Origin of the sequence: Enterocloster aldenensis, assembly GCF_003434055.1 — a bacterium.
Taxonomy (GTDB): Bacteria; Bacillota; Clostridia; order Lachnospirales; family Lachnospiraceae; genus Enterocloster; species Enterocloster aldenensis.
Map to the genome: position 1 here is coordinate 1,032,616 of NZ_QVEX01000001.1, position 22,315 is coordinate 1,054,930.

19 protein-coding genes are annotated in these 22,315 nt (G+C 52.5%); 4 read left to right on the forward strand and 15 right to left on the reverse strand.

Annotation, left to right across the window (positions count from 1 at the left end):
• Positions 1 to 451 precede the first annotated feature (451 nt).
• Positions 452 to 1,240, forward strand: a complete 789-nt coding sequence (locus DWX59_RS04885; protein WP_117556594.1) for a DeoR/GlpR family DNA-binding transcription regulator — start codon at positions 452 to 454, stop codon at positions 1,238 to 1,240.
• Positions 1,241 to 1,398: 158 nt separating this feature from the next.
• Here DWX59_RS04885 and rpoC read toward each other — a convergent pair whose 3' ends face one another.
• Together rpoC and rpoB are read right to left on the reverse strand one after the other, a co-directional pair.
• Positions 1,399 to 5,112, reverse strand: a complete 3,714-nt coding sequence (rpoC, locus tag DWX59_RS04890; RefSeq protein ID WP_207660396.1) for a DNA-directed RNA polymerase subunit beta' — start codon at positions 5,110 to 5,112, stop codon at positions 1,399 to 1,401.
• Between the two features lie 11 nt (positions 5,113 to 5,123).
• Positions 5,124 to 9,014: a DNA-directed RNA polymerase subunit beta gene (rpoB, locus tag DWX59_RS04895; protein WP_117556596.1), complete on the reverse strand. Its 3,891-nt coding sequence runs from the start codon at positions 9,012 to 9,014 to the stop codon at positions 5,124 to 5,126.
• 347 nt (positions 9,015 to 9,361) lie between these two features.
• Between rpoB and DWX59_RS04900 the strand changes: the two genes are divergently transcribed.
• Complete coding sequence (locus tag DWX59_RS04900) at positions 9,362 to 9,811, forward strand: hypothetical protein (protein WP_117556598.1); 450 nt, start codon at positions 9,362 to 9,364, stop codon at positions 9,809 to 9,811.
• Positions 9,812 to 9,885: 74 nt separating this feature from the next.
• Here the strand turns inward: DWX59_RS04900 and DWX59_RS04905 are convergent, their stop codons facing one another.
• Together DWX59_RS04905 and DWX59_RS04910 are read right to left on the reverse strand one after the other, a co-directional pair.
• Complete coding sequence (locus DWX59_RS04905; protein ID WP_117556599.1) at positions 9,886 to 10,326, reverse strand: YwiB family protein; 441 nt, start codon at positions 10,324 to 10,326, stop codon at positions 9,886 to 9,888.
• 17 nt (positions 10,327 to 10,343) lie between these two features.
• Positions 10,344 to 11,405 carry a D-alanine--D-alanine ligase family protein gene (locus DWX59_RS04910; protein ID WP_117556601.1) on the reverse strand — a complete coding sequence of 354 codons (1,062 nt, stop codon included), beginning with the start codon at positions 11,403 to 11,405 and terminating at the stop codon, positions 10,344 to 10,346.
• Between the two features lie 144 nt (positions 11,406 to 11,549).
• On the opposite strand from DWX59_RS04910, the gene DWX59_RS04915 reads away from it, so the two are divergent.
• Positions 11,550 to 12,197 (forward strand): stage II sporulation protein R, encoded by a 648-nt coding sequence (locus tag DWX59_RS04915; protein ID WP_117556603.1) that lies wholly within the window; start codon positions 11,550 to 11,552, stop codon positions 12,195 to 12,197.
• Between the two features lie 10 nt (positions 12,198 to 12,207).
• On the opposite strand, the gene DWX59_RS04920 is transcribed toward DWX59_RS04915, so the two are convergent.
• The 4 genes from DWX59_RS04920 to DWX59_RS04935 form a co-directional block, all read right to left on the reverse strand.
• Positions 12,208 to 12,411, reverse strand: coding sequence for a hypothetical protein (locus DWX59_RS04920; RefSeq protein ID WP_117556605.1), 204 nt, complete (start codon positions 12,409 to 12,411; stop codon positions 12,208 to 12,210).
• Positions 12,411 to 13,112 carry a GntR family transcriptional regulator gene (locus DWX59_RS04925; protein ID WP_117556607.1) on the reverse strand — a complete coding sequence of 234 codons (702 nt, stop codon included), beginning with the start codon at positions 13,110 to 13,112 and terminating at the stop codon, positions 12,411 to 12,413. The genes DWX59_RS04920 and DWX59_RS04925 overlap by 1 nt, the downstream gene beginning before the upstream one ends.
• 78 nt (positions 13,113 to 13,190) lie before the next feature.
• Positions 13,191 to 14,087: a 4-(cytidine 5'-diphospho)-2-C-methyl-D-erythritol kinase gene (gene ispE / locus DWX59_RS04930; RefSeq protein WP_117556609.1), complete on the reverse strand. Its 897-nt coding sequence runs from the start codon at positions 14,085 to 14,087 to the stop codon at positions 13,191 to 13,193.
• A 266-nt stretch (positions 14,088 to 14,353) separates the two neighbouring features.
• Complete coding sequence (locus DWX59_RS04935; protein ID WP_117556611.1) at positions 14,354 to 15,082, reverse strand: YesL family protein; 729 nt, start codon at positions 15,080 to 15,082, stop codon at positions 14,354 to 14,356.
• A gap of 171 nt (positions 15,083 to 15,253) precedes the next feature.
• Here DWX59_RS04935 and DWX59_RS04940 point away from each other — a divergent pair, with 171 nt between their 5' ends.
• Positions 15,254 to 15,925: a hypothetical protein gene (locus DWX59_RS04940; protein ID WP_117556613.1), complete on the forward strand. Its 672-nt coding sequence runs from the start codon at positions 15,254 to 15,256 to the stop codon at positions 15,923 to 15,925.
• Here DWX59_RS04940 and DWX59_RS04945 read toward each other — a convergent pair.
• The 7 genes from DWX59_RS04945 to DWX59_RS04975 form a co-directional block, all read right to left on the reverse strand.
• Complete coding sequence (locus DWX59_RS04945) at positions 15,840 to 16,766, reverse strand: GNAT family N-acetyltransferase (protein ID WP_117556615.1); 927 nt, start codon at positions 16,764 to 16,766, stop codon at positions 15,840 to 15,842. The genes DWX59_RS04940 and DWX59_RS04945 overlap by 86 nt on opposite strands.
• A gap of 31 nt (positions 16,767 to 16,797) precedes the next feature.
• A complete protein-coding gene (locus DWX59_RS04950) occupies positions 16,798 to 17,316 on the reverse strand; it encodes a peptidylprolyl isomerase (protein ID WP_117556617.1) in 519 nt (172 codons plus the stop codon).
• Between the two features lie 56 nt (positions 17,317 to 17,372).
• Positions 17,373 to 18,776, reverse strand: coding sequence for an MATE family efflux transporter (locus tag DWX59_RS04955; protein ID WP_117556619.1), 1,404 nt, complete (start codon positions 18,774 to 18,776; stop codon positions 17,373 to 17,375).
• 129 nt (positions 18,777 to 18,905) lie between these two features.
• Complete coding sequence (locus DWX59_RS04960) at positions 18,906 to 19,172, reverse strand: type 2 periplasmic-binding domain-containing protein (protein WP_207660397.1); 267 nt, start codon at positions 19,170 to 19,172, stop codon at positions 18,906 to 18,908.
• Positions 19,108 to 20,070 carry a glycoside hydrolase family 28 protein gene (locus DWX59_RS04965; protein ID WP_117556623.1) on the reverse strand — a complete coding sequence of 321 codons (963 nt, stop codon included), beginning with the start codon at positions 20,068 to 20,070 and terminating at the stop codon, positions 19,108 to 19,110. Before DWX59_RS04965 ends, DWX59_RS04960 begins: the two co-directional genes overlap by 65 nt.
• A gap of 287 nt (positions 20,071 to 20,357) precedes the next feature.
• Positions 20,358 to 21,203, reverse strand: coding sequence for a sugar phosphate isomerase/epimerase family protein (locus DWX59_RS04970; RefSeq protein ID WP_117556625.1), 846 nt, complete (start codon positions 21,201 to 21,203; stop codon positions 20,358 to 20,360).
• Positions 21,191 to 22,312, reverse strand: a complete 1,122-nt coding sequence (locus DWX59_RS04975) for a glycoside hydrolase family 88/105 protein (RefSeq protein WP_117556627.1) — start codon at positions 22,310 to 22,312, stop codon at positions 21,191 to 21,193. The genes DWX59_RS04970 and DWX59_RS04975 overlap by 13 nt, the downstream gene beginning before the upstream one ends.
• Positions 22,313 to 22,315: the final 3 nt, after the last annotated feature.

The window sequence follows — 22,315 nt, forward strand, 5'->3', positions numbered from 1 at the left end:
CCGGCTTCCCGCAATCGCTAAGGCATGTGACCTTTATGTACCTAGATATTTCTACGTCCTGGTGAGGTATGCCTGCACCCCAGGCAGGTATCCCCGCGCTACGGATAGGTATCCCCGCGCCACGGATAGGTATCCCCGCCCCGGACGCCTCCCCACCCCCATAAAACCCCGGACCTGCCCGATTCCTCTCTCTGCTTCCGGTCCAGCGCCGCCTCCGGGTCCCTATCAAGAACATTTTAAGTGAAACAAACATATATCCCTAAAAGTCAAACATTTTCTCCCCATTTCAGATTGACATTTTCATTTACATTGTTTAATATGAATACAGGGGTAATTATATCTGCTTGCGGATATTCTGTTCGATTGTTCGTTTTTTATTATACAGACAAACAGTATATACAGCGGAAAGGCAGGCAGGTCCAAGACATTTGCCCATCAGGAAGAGGTAATTATGGAAAAAAAGAGGCAGCGGCTTTCCAAGATTGTGGATATCCTGCGCAGCCAGGACACGATGACCGTGCGTGAGTTATCAGAGCGTCTGGAGGTTTCCCTTATGACGGTCCGCCGGGATTTAGATGAACTTCAGGCAGAAGGTATTGTTGAACGTTCTTATGGAAAGGCGGTTCTGTGCAGGAACGCGCCACACAGCCTTTACGAAAACATTGAAAACATTTACAGCCTGACATGGGCAAGCGGTTCCATGGACGAACAAAAAAGCCGCATTGCACAATATGCAGCCAGCCTGATAGAACCGGGAGAAGTCATAATCCTGGACAACGGATCCACCACGGACCGGATTGCGGATCATATCCCCTATGGCATAGACCTGACCGTGGCCTGTTATAACCTGAACATCCTGGTCAAGCTGGCAAACCGGGACAAGATGAACATTATTTTTGCCGGCGGGTATTTCCATCCCAGCGACCAGATGTTTGAATCAGCGGAGAACATCAATTTCCTGGGTACCATCCGCGCCCATAAGCTGTTCTTATCTGCATCCGGCGTACATACGGCCCTGGGCATGACCTGTGCGCATGACTTTGAGGTTGCAGTAAAACAGACCGTGCTCAAGTCCGCCCTAAAGAAGATATTGGTGGCGGATTCCAGCAAATTCGGGACCGTAAAAACCGTATACTTTGAAAAAATGGATGTGCTGGACATGATCATCACTGACACCGGACTTTCCAGCGAGTGGGCCGAGATTATCCGTGGCAAGGGAATCGAGCTGGTGATGGTCTGACATCCGCCCGCCATGACTCCATCAACCGGACAGGATTTCCCCCAAAGCGTGGCGCGCGGCGTTTTGGGAAATCAGCAGCCCGGACAGCGGCAAAAAACAAAAAAACCATGGTCCTCCCTTCAGGGATTCCCATGGTTTTTTCATATCTATATCCGATTCTATCCTTCTGTTACTTCTGCATCGTCCTCATCAATATCCGCCATATCATCCATTGCCAGGACTTCCTCTGCCACATTGTCCTCGGTCAGGTTGATTTCGTTGTCATCTTCTGCTGAAAGGATGATCTCGTCATCTTCTGACAGCAGGATATCATCCGAAACCATGTCGTCCGTATCCAGCTTCACATTGCGGTAGCGCTTCATACCCGTACCGGCCGGGATAGGCTTACCAATGATGACATTTTCCTTAAGGCCGATCAGGTGGTCAATCTTGCCGTTGATGGCTGCCTCGGTCAGGACCTTGGTGGTCTCCTGGAAGGATGCTGCTGACAGGAAGGAGTCGGTTGCCAGGGACGCCTTGGTGATACCAAGCATTACCTGCCTGCCTTCTGCCGGCGTCTTGCCGTCCGCAATCAGCGCCTCATTCATCTCGTTGTAATCAAGGACATCCATGGATACGCCTGGCAGCACGTCGCTGTCACCGCTTTCCTCAATCTTGATTTTCTTAAGCATCTGATGGACAATCATCTCGATATGCTTATCATTGATTTCCACGCCCTGGAGACGGTAAACACGCTGTACTTCCTGGAGCATGTAATCCTGTACCGCACGCACACCCTTGATTTTCAGGATGTCGTGAGGATTGATGCTGCCTTCTGTCAGCTCGTCGCCGGCTTCCAGCACCTGTCCGTCCAGAACCTTGATCCTGGAACCATATGGGATGAGATAGGTCTTGGAGTTGCCTGTCTCGTTGTCCGTCACCGTAATCTCGCGCTTCTTCTTGGTGTCCTTAATCTGCACCACGCCGCCAAACTCCGTGATGATGGCAAGACCCTTTGGCTTACGGGCCTCGAAAAGCTCCTCTACACGGGGAAGACCCTGTGTGATATCGCCGCCGGCCACGCCGCCCGTATGGAACGTACGCATGGTCAGCTGTGTTCCAGGCTCACCGATGGATTGCGCGGCAATGATTCCGACCGCCTCACCCACCTGCACGGGCTGGCCGGTTGCCATGTTGGCGCCGTAACACTTGGCGCACACGCCGATATGGGACTTACAGCTTAAGACGGTACGAATCTTGACGGTCTTACGTCCCGTCTTATTCAGCACCTTCATGACAGCTGCCGCGCGCTTAGGCGTGCACATATGGTTCGCCTTAACCACAACCTCGCCCGTATCCGGGTCAGTGATGGTCTCAGCAATATAACGTCCTGTAATCCTCTCTTCCAGGTCCTCAATGACCTCGTTTCCGTCCATGAAGGCCTTGATTTCCATAAATGGGATATCCCTGCCCTCACAGCAGTCCACTTCACGGATGATCAAATCCTGTGAAACGTCTACCAGACGCCTTGTCAGGTAACCGGAGTCAGCCGTACGCAGGGCCGTATCGGACAGACCTTTACGTGCGCCGTGGGCGGAAATAAAGTACTCCAGTACGTCCAGTCCTTCACGGAAGTTGGACTTGATGGGAAGCTCGATGGTGTGTCCTGTGGTATCCGCCATCAGTCCGCGCATACCTGCCAGCTGCTTAATCTGCTTATCAGAACCACGGGCGCCGGAGTCAGCCATCATGTAGATATTGTTGTACTTATCCAGGCCGGTCAGCAGGTCGTGGGTCAGCTGGTCATCGGTGGTCTTCCAGGTCTCGATTACCTCTTTGTAACGCTCCTCCTCAGTGATGAGGCCGCGGCGGTAGTTCTTGGCAATCTGATCCACGGTTGCCTGGGCATCCTCAATCAGCCCCGGCTTGCTTGCAGGCACGGTCATGTCGGAAATCGATACGGTCATGGCTGCCCTGGTGGAATATTTGTAACCGATTGCCTTGATATCATCCAGGGTCACGGCTGTCTGGGTAGCGCCATGGACATTGATGACTTTCTCAAGTATCTGCTTTAACTGCTTCTTGGCAACATGGAAATCCACTTCCAGCTTTAATTCATTGCCCGGAACGCTTCTGTCCACGAATCCCAGGTCCTGAGGGATGATTTCATTGAAAATGAACCTGCCGATGGTGGATTCAATGATATCTGTCTTCACAGTGCCGTCGGCCAGGGTCTTTGCAACCCTTACCTTTACGCGTGAATGCAGGGTAGCCTCCTGGTTCTCATAAGCCAGGATTGCCTCGTTGACATTCTTGAATACCATGCCTTCGCCCTTTGCCCCCGGACGCTCCTGGGTCAGGTAGTAGATACCAAGTACCATATCCTGGGAAGGAACAGCAACCGGTCCGCCGTCAGAAGGCTTTAACAGGTTGTTGGGGCTTAACAGGAGGAAGCGGCACTCTGCCTGGGCCTCTACGGACAGGGGCAGATGCACGGCCATCTGGTCGCCGTCAAAATCAGCGTTGAACGCGGTACACACAAGGGGATGGAGCTTAATGGCCTTACCCTCTACCAGAATCGGCTCAAAGGCCTGGATACCAAGCCTGTGCAGCGTAGGCGCACGGTTCAGCATGACAGGATGCTCCTTGATGACGTCCTCCAGCACATCCCATACCTCGGGCTGCAGCCGTTCCACCATCTTCTTGGCATTCTTTATATTGTGGGCGGTTCCGTTGGATACCAGCTCCTTCATTACAAAGGGCTTGAACAGCTCAATGGCCATTTCCTTGGGAAGTCCGCACTGGTAAATCTTAAGTTCAGGTCCGACCACGATAACTGACCGTCCGGAATAGTCAACACGCTTACCCAGCAGGTTCTGACGGAAACGTCCCTGCTTACCCTTAAGCATGTCGGAAAGGGATTTGAGGGCCCGGTTGCCAGGTCCTGTCACGGGCCTGCCGCGGCGGCCGTTGTCAATCAGGGCGTCCACTGCCTCCTGGAGCATGCGCTTCTCGTTGCGGACAATGATGTCCGGCGCGCCCAGTTCCAGCAGCCTTGCAAGACGGTTGTTCCTGTTGATGATCCTTCTGTATAAGTCATTGAGGTCAGAGGTTGCGAAACGTCCGCCGTCCAGCTGTACCATGGGACGGATATCCGGAGGGATTACCGGAATCACATCCATAATCATCCACTCAGGACGGTTGCCCGAGGTCAGGAATGCCTCCACCACCTCTAATCTCTTGATAATCCTTGCGCGCTTCTGTCCCGTGGAATCAGCCAGGGCCTTGCGCAGGTCCTGGGAATCCTTTTCCAGGTTGATGGAACGGAGCAGTTCCTGGATGGCCTCAGCGCCCATACCAACGCGGAAACCGCCTGTGCCGCCGTACTTCTCAACCTCTTCCCTGTATTCCTTCTCGGACAGGACCTGCTTATACTGCAGGCTGGTTGAACCGGCGTCCAGCACAACGTAGGAGGCAAAATACAGCACCTTCTCCAGTGTCCTGGGCGAGATGTCCAGAATCAGTCCCATACGGCTGGGAATACCCTTAAAATACCAGATATGGGATACGGGAGCGGCCAGCTTGATGTGGCCCATGCGCTCTCTACGGACACTTGCCTTTGTAACTTCCACGCCGCAACGGTCGCAGATAACACCTTTATAACGAATCTTTTTGTATTTACCGCAATGACACTCCCAGTCCTTACTAGGCCCGAAGATCCTCTCGCAGAACAGTCCGTCCTTCTCAGGCTTTAGTGTCCTGTAGTTGATGGTCTCAGGCTTCTTAACCTCGCCGTGGGACCACTCCAGAATCTTATCAGGGGAGGCCAGACCAATCTTAATGGCATCAAATGTCATTGGATGATAAGTTTCATTAGTTTCTGGCATGAGCATTAACTCCCTTCTTATTCTTCGTCTTCACCGCAGGCAGAGTCGTCCAGAATCAGTTCGTCCTCCGCATCGTCGGTGTAATCATCGGCCAAATCGTCCTCTACTGCTGCTTCGTCCTCCACTGTCACAAGTTCATTATCCTTGAACTCCTGCTTCTGGTATCCGAACTCAGCGTAGGGCTCCTCAGAAGAGCCAAAGCGGCGGTCGCCCTCTAACATGGCGCGCAGCTCAGTATCGCCGTAATCAATATTTTCCGCCATCTCAACCTCGGTGCCGTCATCCCTCAGGACCTGTACGTCCAGGCCAAGGGACTGCATCTCCTTAAGGAGTACCTTAAATGACTCAGGCACGCCGGGCTCAGGTATATTCTCGCCCTTGATGATGGCTTCATAGGTCTTCACACGGCCTACAACGTCATCGGACTTAACCGTCATGATTTCCTGCAGGGTATAGGAAGCGCCGTATGCCTCCAACGCCCAAACCTCCATCTCACCGAAACGCTGGCCGCCGAACTGCGCCTTACCGCCCAGGGGCTGCTGTGTAACCAGGGAGTATGGGCCGGTTGAACGGGCATGGATCTTATCGTCAACCAGATGGTGCAGTTTCAGGTAGTGCATGTGTCCGATGGTAACCGCGCCGTCAAAGAACTCGCCGGTACGTCCGTCGCGCAGGCGCACTTTTCCGTCCCTGCTGATTGGAACACCTTTCCACAGTTCCCGGTGCTCAAGGTGCGCACCCAGATATTCCATTACAGAAGGCTTGATAAGGTCTTTATATTTAACTTCGAACTCTTCCCAGGGCAGGTTAACATAGTCGTTGGCCAGCTCCAGGGTATCCATGATGTCATTCTCGTTTGCGCCGTCAAAGATAGGGGTGGATACATTAAAGCCCAGGGCCTTGGCTGCAAGGCTTAAGTGGATTTCCAGCACCTGTCCGATGTTCATACGTGAAGGCACGCCCAGGGGGTTAAGCACGATATCCAGGGGGCGTCCGTTGGGCAGGAACGGCATATCCTCAACAGGAAGCACACGGGACACAACACCCTTGTTGCCGTGACGTCCTGCCATCTTATCGCCCACGGAAATCTTACGCTTCTGGGCAATGTAGATGCGCACGGTTTCATTTACGCCAGGTGAAAGCTCGTCTCCATTCTCCCTTGTGAACACCTTTGCGTCCACAATAATGCCGTATGCGCCGTGGGGCACTTTAAGGGATGTGTCACGCACTTCCCTTGCCTTCTCACCGAAGATGGCGCGCAGCAGCCTCTCTTCAGCAGTCAGCTCCGTCTCTCCCTTAGGGGTCACCTTACCCACCAGGATATCCCCTGCGCGGACCTCGGCCCCGATGCGGATGATTCCGCGCTCGTCCAGGTCCTTAAGGGCATCTTCACCAACGCCGGGAACATCCCGGGTGATTTCTTCCGGTCCCAGCTTGGTGTCACGGGCTTCTGCCTCGTATTCCTCAATGTGGACCGATGTATATACATCTTCCTGAACAAGGCGTTCAGAAAGAAGGACAGCATCCTCGTAGTTGTAACCTTCCCAGGTCATGAACCCGATTAAGGGATTCTTTCCAAGTGCAATCTCGCCGTTATCCGTGGACGGGCCGTCCGCAATGACTTCTCCGGCTTCCACATGGTCGTTCTTGTACACAATCGGCTTCTGGTTGTAGCAGTTGCTCTGGTTGCTTCTCTTGAATTTGGTCAGATGATACACATCCCGGTTGCCGTCCTTATCCCTCTTGATGATAATCTCATTGGAAGCGGAACGTTCTACCACGCCTGCATTCCTGGCAACCACACACACACCGGAGTCAACCGCTGCCTTTGACTCAATACCGGTTCCTACCGCAGGCGCTTCCGTGGTCAGAAGAGGCACTGCCTGACGCTGCATGTTGGAACCCATGAGGGCACGGTTGGCATCGTCGTTCTCCAGGAAAGGAATCATGGCCGTTGCCACGGAGAATACCATCTTAGGAGATACGTCCATCAGGTCAATGGTCTTTTTCTGGAACTCGGATGTCTCTGTACGGAAACGTCCGGATACGTTATTATGGATGAAATGTCCTTCCTCGTCCAGGGCTTCGTTGGCCTGGGCCACCACGAAATTATCCTCCTCGTCGGCAGTCAGGTACACAACCTCATCCGTTACCCTTGGATTCGCAGGATCCGTGGTCTTATCCACCACACGGTACGGCGCCTCAATGAAGCCGTACTGGTTCACCCTTGCATAGGTTGCCAGGGAGTTGATCAGACCGATGTTAGGACCTTCAGGCGTCTCGATGGGACACATACGACCGTAGTGGGTATAGTGTACGTCACGCACCTCGAATCCGGCACGGTCCCTGGACAGACCGCCAGGTCCCAGGGCGGAGAGACGGCGCTTATGGGTCAGCTCTGCCAGAGGGTTGTTCTGGTCCATGAACTGGGACAGCTGGGAACTTCCGAAGAATTCCTTCACGGCCGCGGTCACGGGCTTAATGTTAATCAGGGACTGGGGTGTGATGCCATCCATGTCCTGGGTGGTCATACGCTCCCTTACCACACGTTCCATACGTGAAAGGCCGATGCGGTACTGGTTCTGGAGCAGTTCCCCCACCGCGCGGATACGGCGGTTGCCCAGATGGTCAATGTCATCCGCATTGCCCACCTGCTCCTCCAGGTGCATATTATAGTTAATGGAAGCAAGGATATCTTCCTTTGTAATGTGCTTCGGGATCAGGTCGTGGATGTTCCTGCGGACAGCCTCTTTCAGCTCCTTTGGATCCGTGCCAGCTTCTTCCAGGATAGAAGCCAGGGCCGGGTAGTATACTAACTCGGTAATACCCACTTCCTCCGGGTCAAAGGGAACATGTGCAGAAAGCTCAACCATCATATTGGAAAGCACCTTCTGCTTCCTGTCAGGTCCGTCAACCCACACAAACGGAACAGCCGCATTCTGGATCCTCATGGCTGATTCCTTGTCAAGCTTGGTTCCTGCCTCTGCAAGGATCTCACCTGTGGTGGTGTCCACAACATCCTCTGCAAGGATCTGGCCGTTTAAGCGGTACTTAAAGGACAGCTTTTTGTTGAATTTGTATCGGCCTACTTTTGCCAGGTCATATCTTCTGGGGTCAAAGAACATGCTGTTCAGCAGACTTTCCGCACTGTCAACAGATAAGGGCTCACCGGGACGAATCTTCTTATATAATTCCAAAAGGCCATCCTGGTAATTATCGGATGTGTCCTTGCCAAAGCTGGCTAATAATTTGGGCTCCTCGCCAAAGAGCTCAAGGATTTCTGCGTTGGTACCAAATCCCAGGGCACGGATCAGGACAGTTACCGGCACCTTACGGGTCCTGTCTACACGTACATAAAATACGTCATTGGAATCTGTCTCATATTCCAGCCATGCGCCACGGTTGGGGATGACGGTGCAGGTATACAGTTCCTTACCTACCTTATCATGGCCAATACCGTAGTAGATACCAGGGGAACGTACCAGCTGGCTGACAATAACACGCTCAGCACCGTTAATTACAAAGGAACCGGTATCTGTCATCAGGGGCAGGTCGCCCATGAATATCTCGTGTTCGTTCATTTCATCTTTATCTTTATTGTACAGTCTTACCTTTACCTTAAGTGGTGCGGCGTAAGTTGCATCCCGTTCTTTACACTCCTCGATGGTATATTTAATATCATCCTTACACAATGTAAAGTCAACGAATTCCAGACTCAGATGTCCTGCAAAGTCTGCTATCGGAGAGATATCATCAAACGCTTCCCTGAGTCCTTCGTCGAGGAACCACTGGTAGGAGTCTTTTTGAATCTCAATCAGGTTTGGCATCTCAAGAACTTCTTTCTGTCTTGAGTAGCTCATTCTTACGCTTTTCCCGGCCGGTACCGGACGTATTCTGCTTTTCTCCATTGACGTTTCACCCCTGTTTTCTAATTTGGTTCGCAATATTTTCATTCCGTTCATACGGCATGGACGCACCATACGCCATTCCGTAAAAACACAAATATCACTGTCGTTCTCTGTGATTGGGCGAGAGGCACAGGCCAAAGGGCGCAAAAAGCCCACCTCACCACAATAGTGCACACTCCATAATAACACAGCCCTGTCAAGGTGTCAAGCATTTTTTGCTTGCATTTTGTTTACGAAAATGATATACTATTATAGAATGTCTCCTGAGGGGTTGTTGATTTTTACCCTCGTTTTGCCGGGGTAACAGGGGCAAATGATAATATATTTACGTTTGGAGGTATACCTTTATGGCAAATACCATTATGCACGTACTGCTTGTGGTCTTGATCATTGCAGTGGTGGTTCTGGCTGTTCTCTACTTTCTGGGGAACAAACTTCAGAAGCGGCAGGTGGAACAGCAGCAGCTTCTGGACGCGGCGGCCCAGACCGTATCCATCCTGGTGATTGACAAGAAGAAGATGAAGCTTACGCAGGCCGGACTTCCAAAAGCAGTGACAGACCAGACGCCTAAGTACATGCGCTGGGCCAAGGTACCGGTTGTAAAAGCAAAAATCGGTCCCAAAGTCATGACTCTCATTGCTGACGGACGGGTATTTGAGTCCCTTCCCATCAAGACAGAGGCCAAGGTTGTAATCAGCGGGATTTACATCACCCAGATTAAGAGCGTGCGCGGGGGCGCTATCCCAACTCCTCCTAAGAAGAAGGGATTCTTCGCAAGATTCAGGAAGAATAAGTAATTAAAAAGAAGCGGCATGGCCGCTTCTTTTTTATGTTCTTCTTTCTGTCTTCTGTTGAATTCCCGTCCCTGTCCTTACATGGGGGCATACGACTGGGGACACGACTGTACATCCAGCCGGATGCTGCAGTCTGACAGATGCTCATAATTAATATCCAGGGAATAATCGATATCCACCTTCAGTTTGTCAGGCTGTTCATTGATTTTAATCTTGTTGGCCTGGATGCCCACCACCATATCGCCCAGGGGCGTGGTATAGCAGGACAGGTTCTTCTTGTTTTTCTCAAACTGCATATGGGTGTTGGCTATGCCCTTCTTGATGATATCCATCCCGACCTGTGAAATCTTAATCACATTCTTTACCTTGCCCTCAAAGCCCTCCATCACTTCCTCATAGAGGATATAGTGCTTTCCGTTTTTCTGATAATAATCTCCTCTTACTATCATCTCAACATCGGAGTCTTCTTCGTCCATCATCTGGATACCGCTGATTGTAATCAGCACATCTTTTGTCATCCTTCATCCTCTTTCCATTATGCGTAGCGTTCCATACCATGGGACAACAGCATACCTACCAGCTGGTCCTTGCCGATTCCCCTGGCCTCCCACAGCATGGGATACATGCTGATGGCCGTGAAACCAGGCATGGTATTAATCTCGTTGAATACCACTTCTCCGTCATCCTTAACAAAAAAGTCCACCCGGGCCAGACCGTATCCGTCCACTGCCCTGAATATGTCCATGGCTGCCTGGCGCACCTTTTCCGTGGCACCGTCCGGAAGCTCGGGGTCCGTGACCGTCCTGGACTCCTCATTGAAATACTTGGCGTCAAAATCATAAAATTCTGCTGCTGCCAGGATTTCCCCAACCCCTGAGGCTTCAATCCCACGGCGTCCTCCGCCGAATACCGAGCATTCGATTTCCCTTCCGACAATGGTTTCTTCCACCAGCAGCTTCCGGTCATGGCGGGCCGCTTCCAGAAGCCCTGCCTCCAGTTCCTGCCGGTTTCCCGCCTTGCTGATTCCTCTGGAGGAGCCTGCGTTGGACGGCTTGATAAACACGGGATAAGGGAAATGCTTCTCAATCCTGTCCACCACCTGTTCCATGTCCTCCAACTCTTCCCTGTAAACCGGTTCATATCCGGCCTGGCGGATTCCCAGGTCCGACACAATGATCTTGGTGTACAGTTTATCCATGGAAACAGCAGAAGCCAGGACGCCGCAGCCCACATAGGGAATCCTGGCCAGTTCCAGAAGCCCCTGGATCGTGCCGTCCTCGCCGTACAGCCCGTGAAGGACAGGGAACACGATATCCACCCTCACCTCTTCCACCTTGTCTCCATCCATAAGTAAAATACACTTCCTGGTCGCATCCGGCAGGAGGGCTGCGCCTACCTTGCCGTCTCTCCAGGCACCGCTTTTCACATCTTCCAGTGAATCAGCCTTAATCCAATGTCCCTCTTGCGTAATGCCTACCAGTATAATATTGTAACGCGCGCTGTCTATGTGTTCTATGACATTGACCGCCGACATGCAGGACACAATGTGCTCTGATGACTGGCCGCCAAATATAACCGCCACTGTTAGTTTGCTCATGTCTGTCTCCTTTATGTACGCAAAAAAATGCGTTTGGTTCATGATTATAGTATATCATATGTGGCAATAATTACAAACAGAAATTAATTTGGCATTTACATCCAGATTATAGAAAATCTTTGATTCCGGGAGGATTAACCATATATGAAACATAGAATCAGTCTGTGCATTTCCGCTCTTTGTTTTTTTACCGCATTCCTTATCACCATGTCATCCCGCACAGCGGGCGAGGAGGCCCTGGCCGCCCGCATTGCGCCGGAGATACTGCGTTTCCATATCCTGGCAGAAAGCAACGCGGCCCATGACCAGGAACTGAAAATAGGCCTGAAAGGCCTTGTGCTGGACTATGTGCACAGCCAGGTGCCGGACAGCGCCGGCAAGGAAGGACTGATAGAGTGGCTGGAAAACAACAGGACCAGCATTGAAACCATGTCTGAGGACTGGCTTGCCGATCAGGGCGCGCCCTATGGGGTCACCCTGGAAATCACAAAAGACTATTTCCCCACAAAGGCCTACGGGGACATGGTATTCCCCTGCGGCACATATGATGCGGTGCGCATAACCATTGGGCAGGGAAAAGGGCACAACTGGTGGTGTGTCCTCTATCCTTCCCTCTGTTATACGGATTCCCTCAACGCCGTTGTCCCTGAATCATCCAAACAGACCCTTTCCTGCCTTCTGGACCAGGACGACTACGGCGCCCTTCTCCCCCGCAGGGAGAAGGACGGAAAAAAGCCGGAAGTCCATGTCCGCTTCCGGCTGCTGGATCTGCTGCGCCAAGCGGATACGTGAAGTGGTTTCCTTACCCCTTCTGCCCATCCAGCATATCCTGGAGCGCATCGTCGCTCTCATCAATCCACACATCCTCTTCCTCCGCGTTCAGGCCCAGGTACCGGGCCAGGGTGCGGGGATCATCGCTGTTGTTCCAGCGGCTTATATACCGGTCTATCTCCTCAAAGGGAATCTCCCCTGCCAGATACCGTTCCTTAAATGTGCCTTCTGCCATTATTTCCTCCCCCGTCCTAAAACCGCGGTGTCCTGTTCCTTAATATTGCGGGATACCGTAATCTCCTGGTTGTCAATATGTTCCCTGGCGGCATTCTTGGCATCCGCGATATTGCGGTTCCTCAATGCCTTCAAAATGTGTTCATGCTCCACCAGCAGCACCTGCCTCTTATCCTCATCCTTTATATACTCCAGGCGGTAGCGGTACATTTGTTCCCTCAGGTTGTTAAGCATCTGGACCAGCTTGTCATTGCCAGTGCCCTGATAAATCACATCATGGTACTGCTCATCTGTTTCCGCAATGGTCATGGCTTCCCCTTTGGCAATGGCATTCCTGAAATTCCCCTGCACGCGCTCCAGCTCATCCATGTCCTCCTCAGACATCCTCTGACATGCAAGTTCAATGGCAAGTTCTTCCAGTGAGCGGCGCACCTCCAGCACGTCCCTTAGACTTTTTTCCGATATCTTGGCAACCTCAGCGCCTTTCCTTGGAATCATAAGCACCAGGCCTTCCAGTTCCAGCTTGCGGATAGCTTCCCTTATGGGCGTCCTGCTGACCCCCAGCTTCTCAGCCAGCTGTATTTCCATCAGGCGCTCTCCCGGCGCCAGCTCCCCCTTAAGTATGGCCTGCCGCAGCGTATTAAAAACCACATCCCGCAGCGGCAGATACTCATTCATGTTAACCTTAAAATTATTCTCCATTCCGTGAATCCCCTTTCCCGTGTAACCTGGTACGTTTCTCCTGTATGGCTGTTTTACATGTTCCTTCTATAATAATAGTCATGGATTCCTTCCCACATTATAAAAATTGGTCAGGTAAACCTGCTTGGCAAGCTCTGATTCCTTCCCAAAACGCAGCGCCTCATATGCGTCCTGCGCAGCCCTCGGGCTGGTAAACAGTCCGAATACCGTGGGACCGCTTCCGCTCATCATGGCATTGATTGCGCCGTAATCCTTCATTACCCCCTCAATCCTGGCAATGATGGGATATTTCTCTCCTGTGACCAGTTCCAGCACATTGCCGAACTTGCCCGCCACATCCATCAGGTCCCGGCGGCGTATGGCTTCCACCATGCCGTCGATGTCCGGATGGTCTTTTGGCGCCAGGTCCATGGCGTCCAGGCTTTCGTACACGGTCCTGGTGGACACGCTGATGCCAGGCTTGGCAATCAGCACCTGGCACTGGGGCATGGGAGGCAGCTGCGACAGTTTTTCCCCGATTCCCTCTGAAAGCGCGGTCCCCCTCATGAGACAGTAGGGGATATCCGCGCCCAGGGTCACTCCCCGCTTCATGAGTTCGCCGGCTGACAGTCCCAGGCCGAACATCTTATTCACCCCGAACAGGACGGAAGCAGCGTCCGTGCTCCCCCCCGCCATGCCGGCTGACACAGGAATGAATTTACGCAGATGGATGGACACGCCCTGGCTGATATGGAATTCGTCCATCAGAAGCTTTGCCGCCCTGTACGCCAGGTTCTGTTCATTGGTGGGCAGATAGAACAGGTTTGTCTCTATCCGGATGCCTGGTTCGCTGGTCCTGTACAGGTCAATACGGTCATGAAGCCCAACGGTCTGCATAATCATACGCACTTCATGGTATCCATCCTGGCGCTTTCCCAGTACATCCAGGGCCAGATTGATTTTGCCGTATGCTTTTAAGCGTAAATGTGTAATCATCCCCGTGCTCCTCTTTATGTATATTGTTTGTATCTCTGTTTTTATAATACATTATATTGTATACAATACTTTTTGCTTTTTTTCAAGTACAAAATGAAAAAAACATAAGTTTTTTTGCGAAAACCTGCATGATGTAAAAAGCACTGCCCGGCAGGTTGATAATGTGATATCACGGGGCAGTGCTTTTATATTGTGAGGCAGCGTATGGTCAATCCGCCTCTTGATAATGTGTTTTACTTGATACGGTCAGCTTGCCCCTTGACGGCCTATCTGCCTTTTAAACTTTCAATGGCCTGCTTCATGGCCTCGTCCTCTTCTCCCAGCATCGGCGTCCCTTCCCTGTGTTCCTCATCCTCCTTTGGTATGTAACGCCCAAAGACAGGATTTAAAATATAAGAATTCACAAATGCCAGAAGGGGCATTCCAAAGAGCATGAGAAGCACGGACATCTGGGGCAGGTAGAACAGCCCGAAGTACGAAGCAGCCAGGATTGCAGCGTCAGCCCCAAGGATGCCCAAGGTCTGCAGAAGATGCCTGGCAGACATGAAGAATGCGTTGAGCAGCGTCCTCTTCACCGGATTATAGAATCTGGCCTGCAATGGGAATGCATACGACACAATGAACAGGTAGATTAAGAACATTCCCCCGGAAACCGCTGTAAGCACAACACTTAGTACGCCCCCAATCCCCATCTGGCCCGTGGCAAAAAACCAGAAATCAATGCCCAGCACAATGCCAGCTGCCAGGAGGATCAGCCAGATTGCAGTGGCCTGCCTGAAATTGCTTTTAAAGGAGTGGAAAAAGGAACGGATGGTGGAATCCCCCTCGTCCCGCGCCAGCTTAAGGGTCACATAATACACGGCTGTGGTGGATGCGCCTATGGTAAAAACCGGGATGGAACAGACAATCCAAAGAATGTTAAGGAGGATCAGGTCCCCCAGCTTTCCTATGAACCGCCATACCGGATTATCGTAATTAAAAAAGCCCTGCAACATAGTCTGTCCTCTTCTTTCTGTAAATAAAACTGTAGTGAACCTGGTGTTATTCTACCATATTAGCGGGAAATTGCAAAGGGATGGATTCATTTCATAAAATTTTCATACACTGCGCCATATTCTATGATATACTACAGGAAATGATATTTAATTGCGGAAGGAACCATCCCCATGTCTATACGGAAAGAAGCGGAAACTGAAAGACAGAAGTTAAGGAGCATGCCCCCAAAAGACCGGGCATGGTATATCTGGGAATACTACAAATTCCATATCCTGGCCCTTATCCTGGCAGCCGCCGCACTGTGGACCCTTGGCAGCATGCTGTACCGCCAGACCTTCACCACCCGGCTGTCCATTGCCATTGTCAATGACCAGGCCGGAGGCGCCAGTTCCACGGCCGGCCTGGAAGCCAATCTGAGGCAAGCCCTTGGTTTTGGCAAAAAGGATCTGATTGAGATTAACGAGGGCCTGAGCGCCCGGTTTGGCCAGGAGGGCATGTCCCAGTTTGAATATGCCAGCCTGGCCAAGATATCCGCCCTGGTTGCCAGCAAGTCCCTGGATGTCTTCATCGGGGACCAGGAGGCGGTGGACCACTATGGGACCGTCAATGCATTCCAGGACCTGGAGGCGTACCTTCCCCCTGAGATTTACAGCCTGGCAGAGGATTCCATATACAGCACGGAGGATGAACAGGGCATCCTTAAGCCCGTGGCCCTGTCCCTTGAGGGAACCTCCTTTGCCGGCCAGACCGGCATTGTCATGAATCCGCCTTATCTGGCCGTGATGTCCACCTCTCAGCATAAAGAAGAGGTTCTTCAGATGATTGAATACCTGTTCCGATGATATCCGTCTCACTTGAACCTGTTCCGATAATATTCATCCTTCCGATACATTCCATACCCAGGCCTTCTGCCACTGCGCGGCTGGCCTGGTTTTTTGTTTGGATCATGGCGCACAGCCTTGCTCCAAGCACTTCATGGGCATAGTCCCTGATGGCTGCGGCTGCTTCCCTGGCATATCCCATATGGCGGAAGGGGCGGAAAATGTGATATCCCAGTTCCAGCCAGGGCAGGCATGGTTCCTGCCCCTGCTTATCCGGGCCGGAATACGAAGCACCGGACAGCGCAGCACCGGAATCTATAGCACCGGATAGCGCAGCACCGGAATCTATAGCACCGGACAGCGCAGCCTCAAACCGGCTGAGCATGCCTTCCATGTCCTTGGGCAGCCGCGGATTGGATACGCCAGCCATCCCCACCAGCGCGCCGCTCCCCTTCTCCTCCAATGCCCATGTCCCATATTCATAGAAACCATACTGCTTTTCAATGTAATGGGCCAGCAGCTCCGGGGACCGGAATACTTTTTCCTCCACGCCGTACTCTTCTTCCGGTATGCGGCCCGCGTCTTCTTTCACAAACTCCCTGATAAGCAGACGGCCCGTGGTCCCGATTGTCCATGGAAGCCCCAGGTGGCGGCGCAGCACCAGCTCTGCCAATTCCCTGGACGCGGACATGAAATCCGGTATTATGTAATGGGCGCAGGTGATATTCCATTTATTTCCATTTCCTTCAACGCCAATAATGGCCCTTCCGGCTGCTTTTGCTGCCAGAAGGGCCTCAGGCTCATCTGATATGACCACCGGATGGGACCTGCCATCCAGTACTATGCTGTATTCGATTACCATATGCGGCCTGCCTTCTGTTTCTGTACCGTGATCAGCATGTCTCCGGTTCCGGATATGTCTCCCCAAAGGTTTCCACTGTCATGGATTTAATCTTCTGTTCCTTTAAAGGGCGGTCCTGGTAATCCGTCTGTACGGCCGCAATCTTGTCCACAATATCCAGGCCCTCGGTAACCTTGCCGAATGCGGCATAGGAACCGTCCAGATGGGGGGAGTCCTTGTGCATGATGAAGAACTGGGAACCCGCTGAATCAGGAGCCATTGCCCTTGCCATGGACAGGACGCCCGGGGTGTGCTTCAGGTCGTTCTTAAAACGGTTCTGGGAAAATTCACCCTTGATGCAGTAACCCGGGCCGCCCATGCCGTTTCCGTTGGGACATCCGCCCTGAATCATGAATCCGCTGATTACCCGGTGGAAAATCTTACCGTCGTAAAATCCCTTGTTAATCAGGCTGATGAAGTTATTCACTGTGTTAGGTGCAATCTCAGGGTATAACTCTGCTTTCATTACATCCCCATTGTCCATGGTAATGGTAACTACTGGATTGGTCATAATGTCATTCTCCTTTTTGTCGCCGGCCGGATACCCCCGGCCTTATTCATTTCTAACTATAACAAATTCTGTCCGGTTTGTCCAGCGGACTGCTTTTTCCTGTCTTCCTTCTGCATTTTCCCGAAAATGCGGGCCAGCATGATAACGGCCGCTGCCGCCAGCACGAACTCTGCCGTGAACTGGGCATAGGCAAGGCCATACAGCGGGAACAGCCAATTCAGCAGATAAAGGGCAGGGATTTCCAGCACAATCTTGCGCAGGATGGCAAAGCTTAAGGCAGCCCCTCCCATACCGATGGCCTGGAACACGCCCACTGCCAGGAAATCCATGCACATGAAGGGAAGTCCCAGGCAGAAGCCCCGCAGGAATCTTGTGCCGTAGGCCACAATGGCATCATTGTCCATAAATGCCCTTGTCATTATGCCCGCGCCAAAATAATAGCCCAGGGACACCGCCACCAGGAACGGAAGCAGGGTCTTCACGGTAAAGGACACGGTCTCCTTCATACGCTTATGGTTCCCGCTGGCATAATTGTAGCTGATAAGGGGCATGATTCCCTGGCAGAACCCCATGGCAACCTGCAGGGGCACCATATTGATTTTCTGGGTAATGCCCATGGCCGCCACTTCCTGGGCCCCATAGGCAGATGTAAAATTGTTCAGGATTGTCATGCCCGTAACATTCAGCAGGTTCTGGATCGCAGCCGGTATTCCCACGCCGCACACGCCCAGCACGATTGCCTTTTGCATGGTAAACTTCCTGGGCAGTATGCAGACAAAGGTGGTCTTCCTTCTGACGTATAAAAGCACAAAAAAGTAAATACATGCAACACAGTTGGAAAGGAACGTAGCCAGCCCTGCCCCGGCCGCCCCCATATTAAGCCCCCATGGCAGGATGAAGATGGGGTCCAGGATGATATTTAACAGACAGCCGCTCATGGTGCCCACGCTTGCGTGGAGGGAGGCGCCCTCGGAACGGACCATATAAGCCAATACCACGTTCAGGATAGCGGGAGCGGCGCCAAAGAGCACGGTCCACTTAAGGTATCCGGCGGTGGCCTCCATTGTATTGGGACCCGCCCCTAAAATACCCAGAAGCGGCCCCTGGAACACGGTGCACGCCAAGGAAAAAAGAACCCCGCAAAACAGGGCGCAGTAAAAACCGAATGCAGAACTGTGGCGCACCGCCTCATAGTCCTTCCTGCCCAGCGCCCTGCTCATCATACTGGAGCTTCCCACGCCGAACAGGTTATTGACCGCGTTGAATGCCAGCAGTACCGGCGCGGCCAGGGTTACGGCCGCATTCTGGATGGGATCGTTCATCATGCCCACAAAATAAGTATCAGCCAGATTATAGATTACCATGACCAGAGAACTTAAGATGGTCGGCACTGCCAGCTGCATGACCGCCTTTGGCACCGGTGTCTGCTCAAATAAAACCGTTTTCTGGTTATCCATCATTTGTATACTACCTCCTTGCCTGGCGCAGCAGGCGGCTGCGCGCACTTCCTTTTATTCTATCACGGCAGGGATTGCAAAACAAGACGTTCATTTTTTGTCCTTTGGAATCCGGTAATGGGAGAGGGACCCTTAAGGGTCAGGATTACCCATCTGCTCTATCTGACTGAGGAGATTTCCATAGGGCTGGCCGTACATGTCATAAATCGGCCGGACCATTTCCAGGAATCCGGTTTTATCCTCAGGATAAATCATGTGTACTCCTGCCTTTTCCAGCACCTTCCATTGCCTGCGCTCATATTCAGTCCATAGCTCCCTTTGCCTTAAGGAGGATTCATATGCCGCCTGCCGGATGGTTTCCTGGTCCTCGGGGCTTAACGTTGCTGCTCTCCGGGTCAATGCCGTCATTGTTGGCAGCCTTGGTGCTGATATGGATTCCCCTTACGGTCACATTGGTACAAAGCACGGGGTTGACCTCCCACATGGGGGAGCGGACAAGGGTGATGCCTTCCACCAGTACGTTTTCGCATCCAATGACCTGGATGAAATTGGGCCTTAAGAAATGCCCTTGGCCAAATATGCGTTCTTCTACCGGCACACGGTTATTGTTCATATTAATCAGGGCCGTACGGTCATCATCCTGGTAATCCGTCATATAATCCCTGGACATCCAGCACCATGGGGTGCCGTCACCAGCCTGCCCGTCCAGGGTTCCCTGTCCTGTCAGGGCAATATTAACCGCGTCCTTGGCATAGATGAACGCACTGTAGTTATACATGGGCTGTCCTTCCCAGTGGGAATAGACCAGGGGATAATTATCATGATTGATATCCTGGGTAAACTGCAGCTTAGTCTTCTTGTCCTCCAGGCAGAGGTTCACATTGTCTTTCAGCGTAATGGCGCCGGTGTCATATGTACCTTCCGGTATGATTACCTTTCCGCCGCCCTTTTCAGAAACCTGGTCAATGGCTTTCTGGATGGCTGCCGTGTCCAGTTCATCATCATCGGCAACAGCGCCGAAATCCAATACATTTACGGTAAAATCCGGAAATTCAGGGTCGTTTATATGGGTCAGTATCTCCTCTGCCATATCCCAGGTCATGCCGCCTTCCCCGCCTTCATCCCCGCTTTCTTCATCCTGTGCTTCTGTTTGGTTCTCAGTTTCCATCGTCGTCCCAGCAGCCGTTGTAGATGGCGCTGCCGGCTGTGTATCTGCTGTTTCCTGGCTGCCGCCGCATGCCGTAAGCCCTATGGCTAATGCTGCTGCCAGGGAAATTCCCCATAACTTTTTTTTCATGACACTTGCTCCTTTAGTATATTCGGTTCATCCATTTATAAGGCGCGCGTTCCTTATCTGACCTAATTATACTAATCCGGTCCGTGTCCGGACAACAGGACTTTTCCGCTATTCACAGCATTTTTCGGAACCAGCCCCCGAACCATGATTGTCCGGCATCCCACATAATGGCAGCATGTTCCCGTCAGCCTGCCGGCAGCCAGTCATAAAAGCCGTGTAAAAAAGGTCCTGTGGGGACATTTCCCCACAGGACCTTCATCCGGACTCCATCCGGGCTTCAACCGCACTTAAGCTTCATCATAAAGCGCTTTCATCCTGGCCCCGCACCAGGCGGCATTTTCCGGGACCGTGTTCTCCAGGGTGCAGTATAGGAACGGCTTCTGCTGTTTTATGAACTTCATGACTGATGTATAATCCATCTCGCCGGTTCCCGCGCCCACTGCCTTCAGACCATGGCCTTGGGGCACACGGATGAAATCCTTCAAATGCACCATGGCAATATCCGGGCCCAGAAGCTCCATTGCTTCTGCAAATACCTCTTCCCTGCAATCCACATTGTCCAGATCCAGCATGTTCACCGGGTCGAACAGGATCTGAAGGTTGCGTGAACCAATCTCATCCAGCACGGTGCGTGCGCGCCTGGGATTCCATACAATGTGCCGCGCCACCGGCTCCAGGGCAAGGATTACGCCAAACTGTTCCGCACAGCGCACCACGGGCCTGATATTCCTTATAAAGGCGGACAGGGCCGCGTCCGTCCTGCATTCCGGGCAGTATTTATACTCCGGGTTGGGGGCTCCTGTTTCTGTTCCCACCATACCGCAGCCCAGGAGGGAGGCGAAACGGATATGGGCATAATATTTCTCAAGGGACACGCGGATTACCTCCGGGTCCGGATGGGCCAGATTCAGGTAGTTGCCGAGAACAGCCACATCCATCTGGTTCTTCTCAAACAGATGCTTCAGATAATGGGCATAGCCGGGCGTAAGGGCAGAGGGGCCGCAGGGGTATTCCTTCATTGACTTGCTAAGGGCCAGATGGACACAGGTATAGCCTTTTTTCCGCACAATGGGTAGCTGCTCTTCAATGGGCAGCTGTTCCGCGTCATGGAGGCGCAGTCCTAATTGGAGCATGGCTGATTCCCCTTTCTCCTCAGCTGTTCGCTTACCGCCATCATGCAGGCAGCCGCGCCATGCTGGTTGTCGGGCATCTGTGCCTCACTTATGTAGTACTCCGGGGTTCCGTTGCGGTCCTTCCGGTTATGGGGGTCCGGTCCGGCGCCCAGGCCCGCGCTTGCGCAAATCCCGTGGAGATGCCAGCCATCCTCCTCCTTTTTAAGCCAGGTACGGCGGATGCCTTCAAGGACTTCACTTCCTTTGTCCCAATAAGAGCCGTCAAGCATCCCAAGGCGGACGCCCTTCATCAGGGCATAGGCTGCCATGGCGCTTCCCGATGTCTCAGGATAGTTGCCGGGAAGACCAGCATGGTCCACTACCTGAAGGAACATTTGGGATTCCCTGTCCTGATACTGCAAAAGGCCGTCCAGACCGTTTTTGAGCAGCACCACCAGTTCCCCTGCACGGGGCGTATAATCCTTTGCCAGCTCATATACATCTGCCAGCGCCATCAGGAACCAGCCTTCCGCCCGGCTCCATACCCCGGGGCTGCGGCCGGTTGCCGGATCCGCCCAGTCCGCCTTACGGCTTACGTCACACCCGTGCAGGTATAGCCCTGTCTTTCCGTCCCACAGCAGGCGGTGGGTGCTTTGGAACTGGTCCATGATATCATCCCACCGTTCCTCACCATTTTCCGCCAGGCATTTTGCATAGAATGGCATGGCCATATAAAGGCCGTCCAGCCACACCTGGTCGGGGTAGATATCCTTATGCCAGAAGTTGCCGGTGGATGTCCGCGGATAATGTTCCAGAAATGCATATGCCCTCTCAACCCCACGGCCATACCGCCCATCCCCGGTCAGATCCCGCAGGATCCGCAGGGACTTGCCAAAACTGACCTTGTCAATATTATGTTCATACTCTTTCCAATTGGCAACCCTGCCCTCCTCATCCACCAGCCACTTAGCGGCATCCAGGATATAACGGTTCCAGCGCGGACTGCCTGTGGCATCGGCCAGCATGGCTGCTCCTGTTACACAGAGGTCGTTCTTATAATTCCAGGGCCTTTCACTGAGGAAACGTGGAAATGCCGTCTCCATGTACTGTGAAAAATACTCTAACCACATATC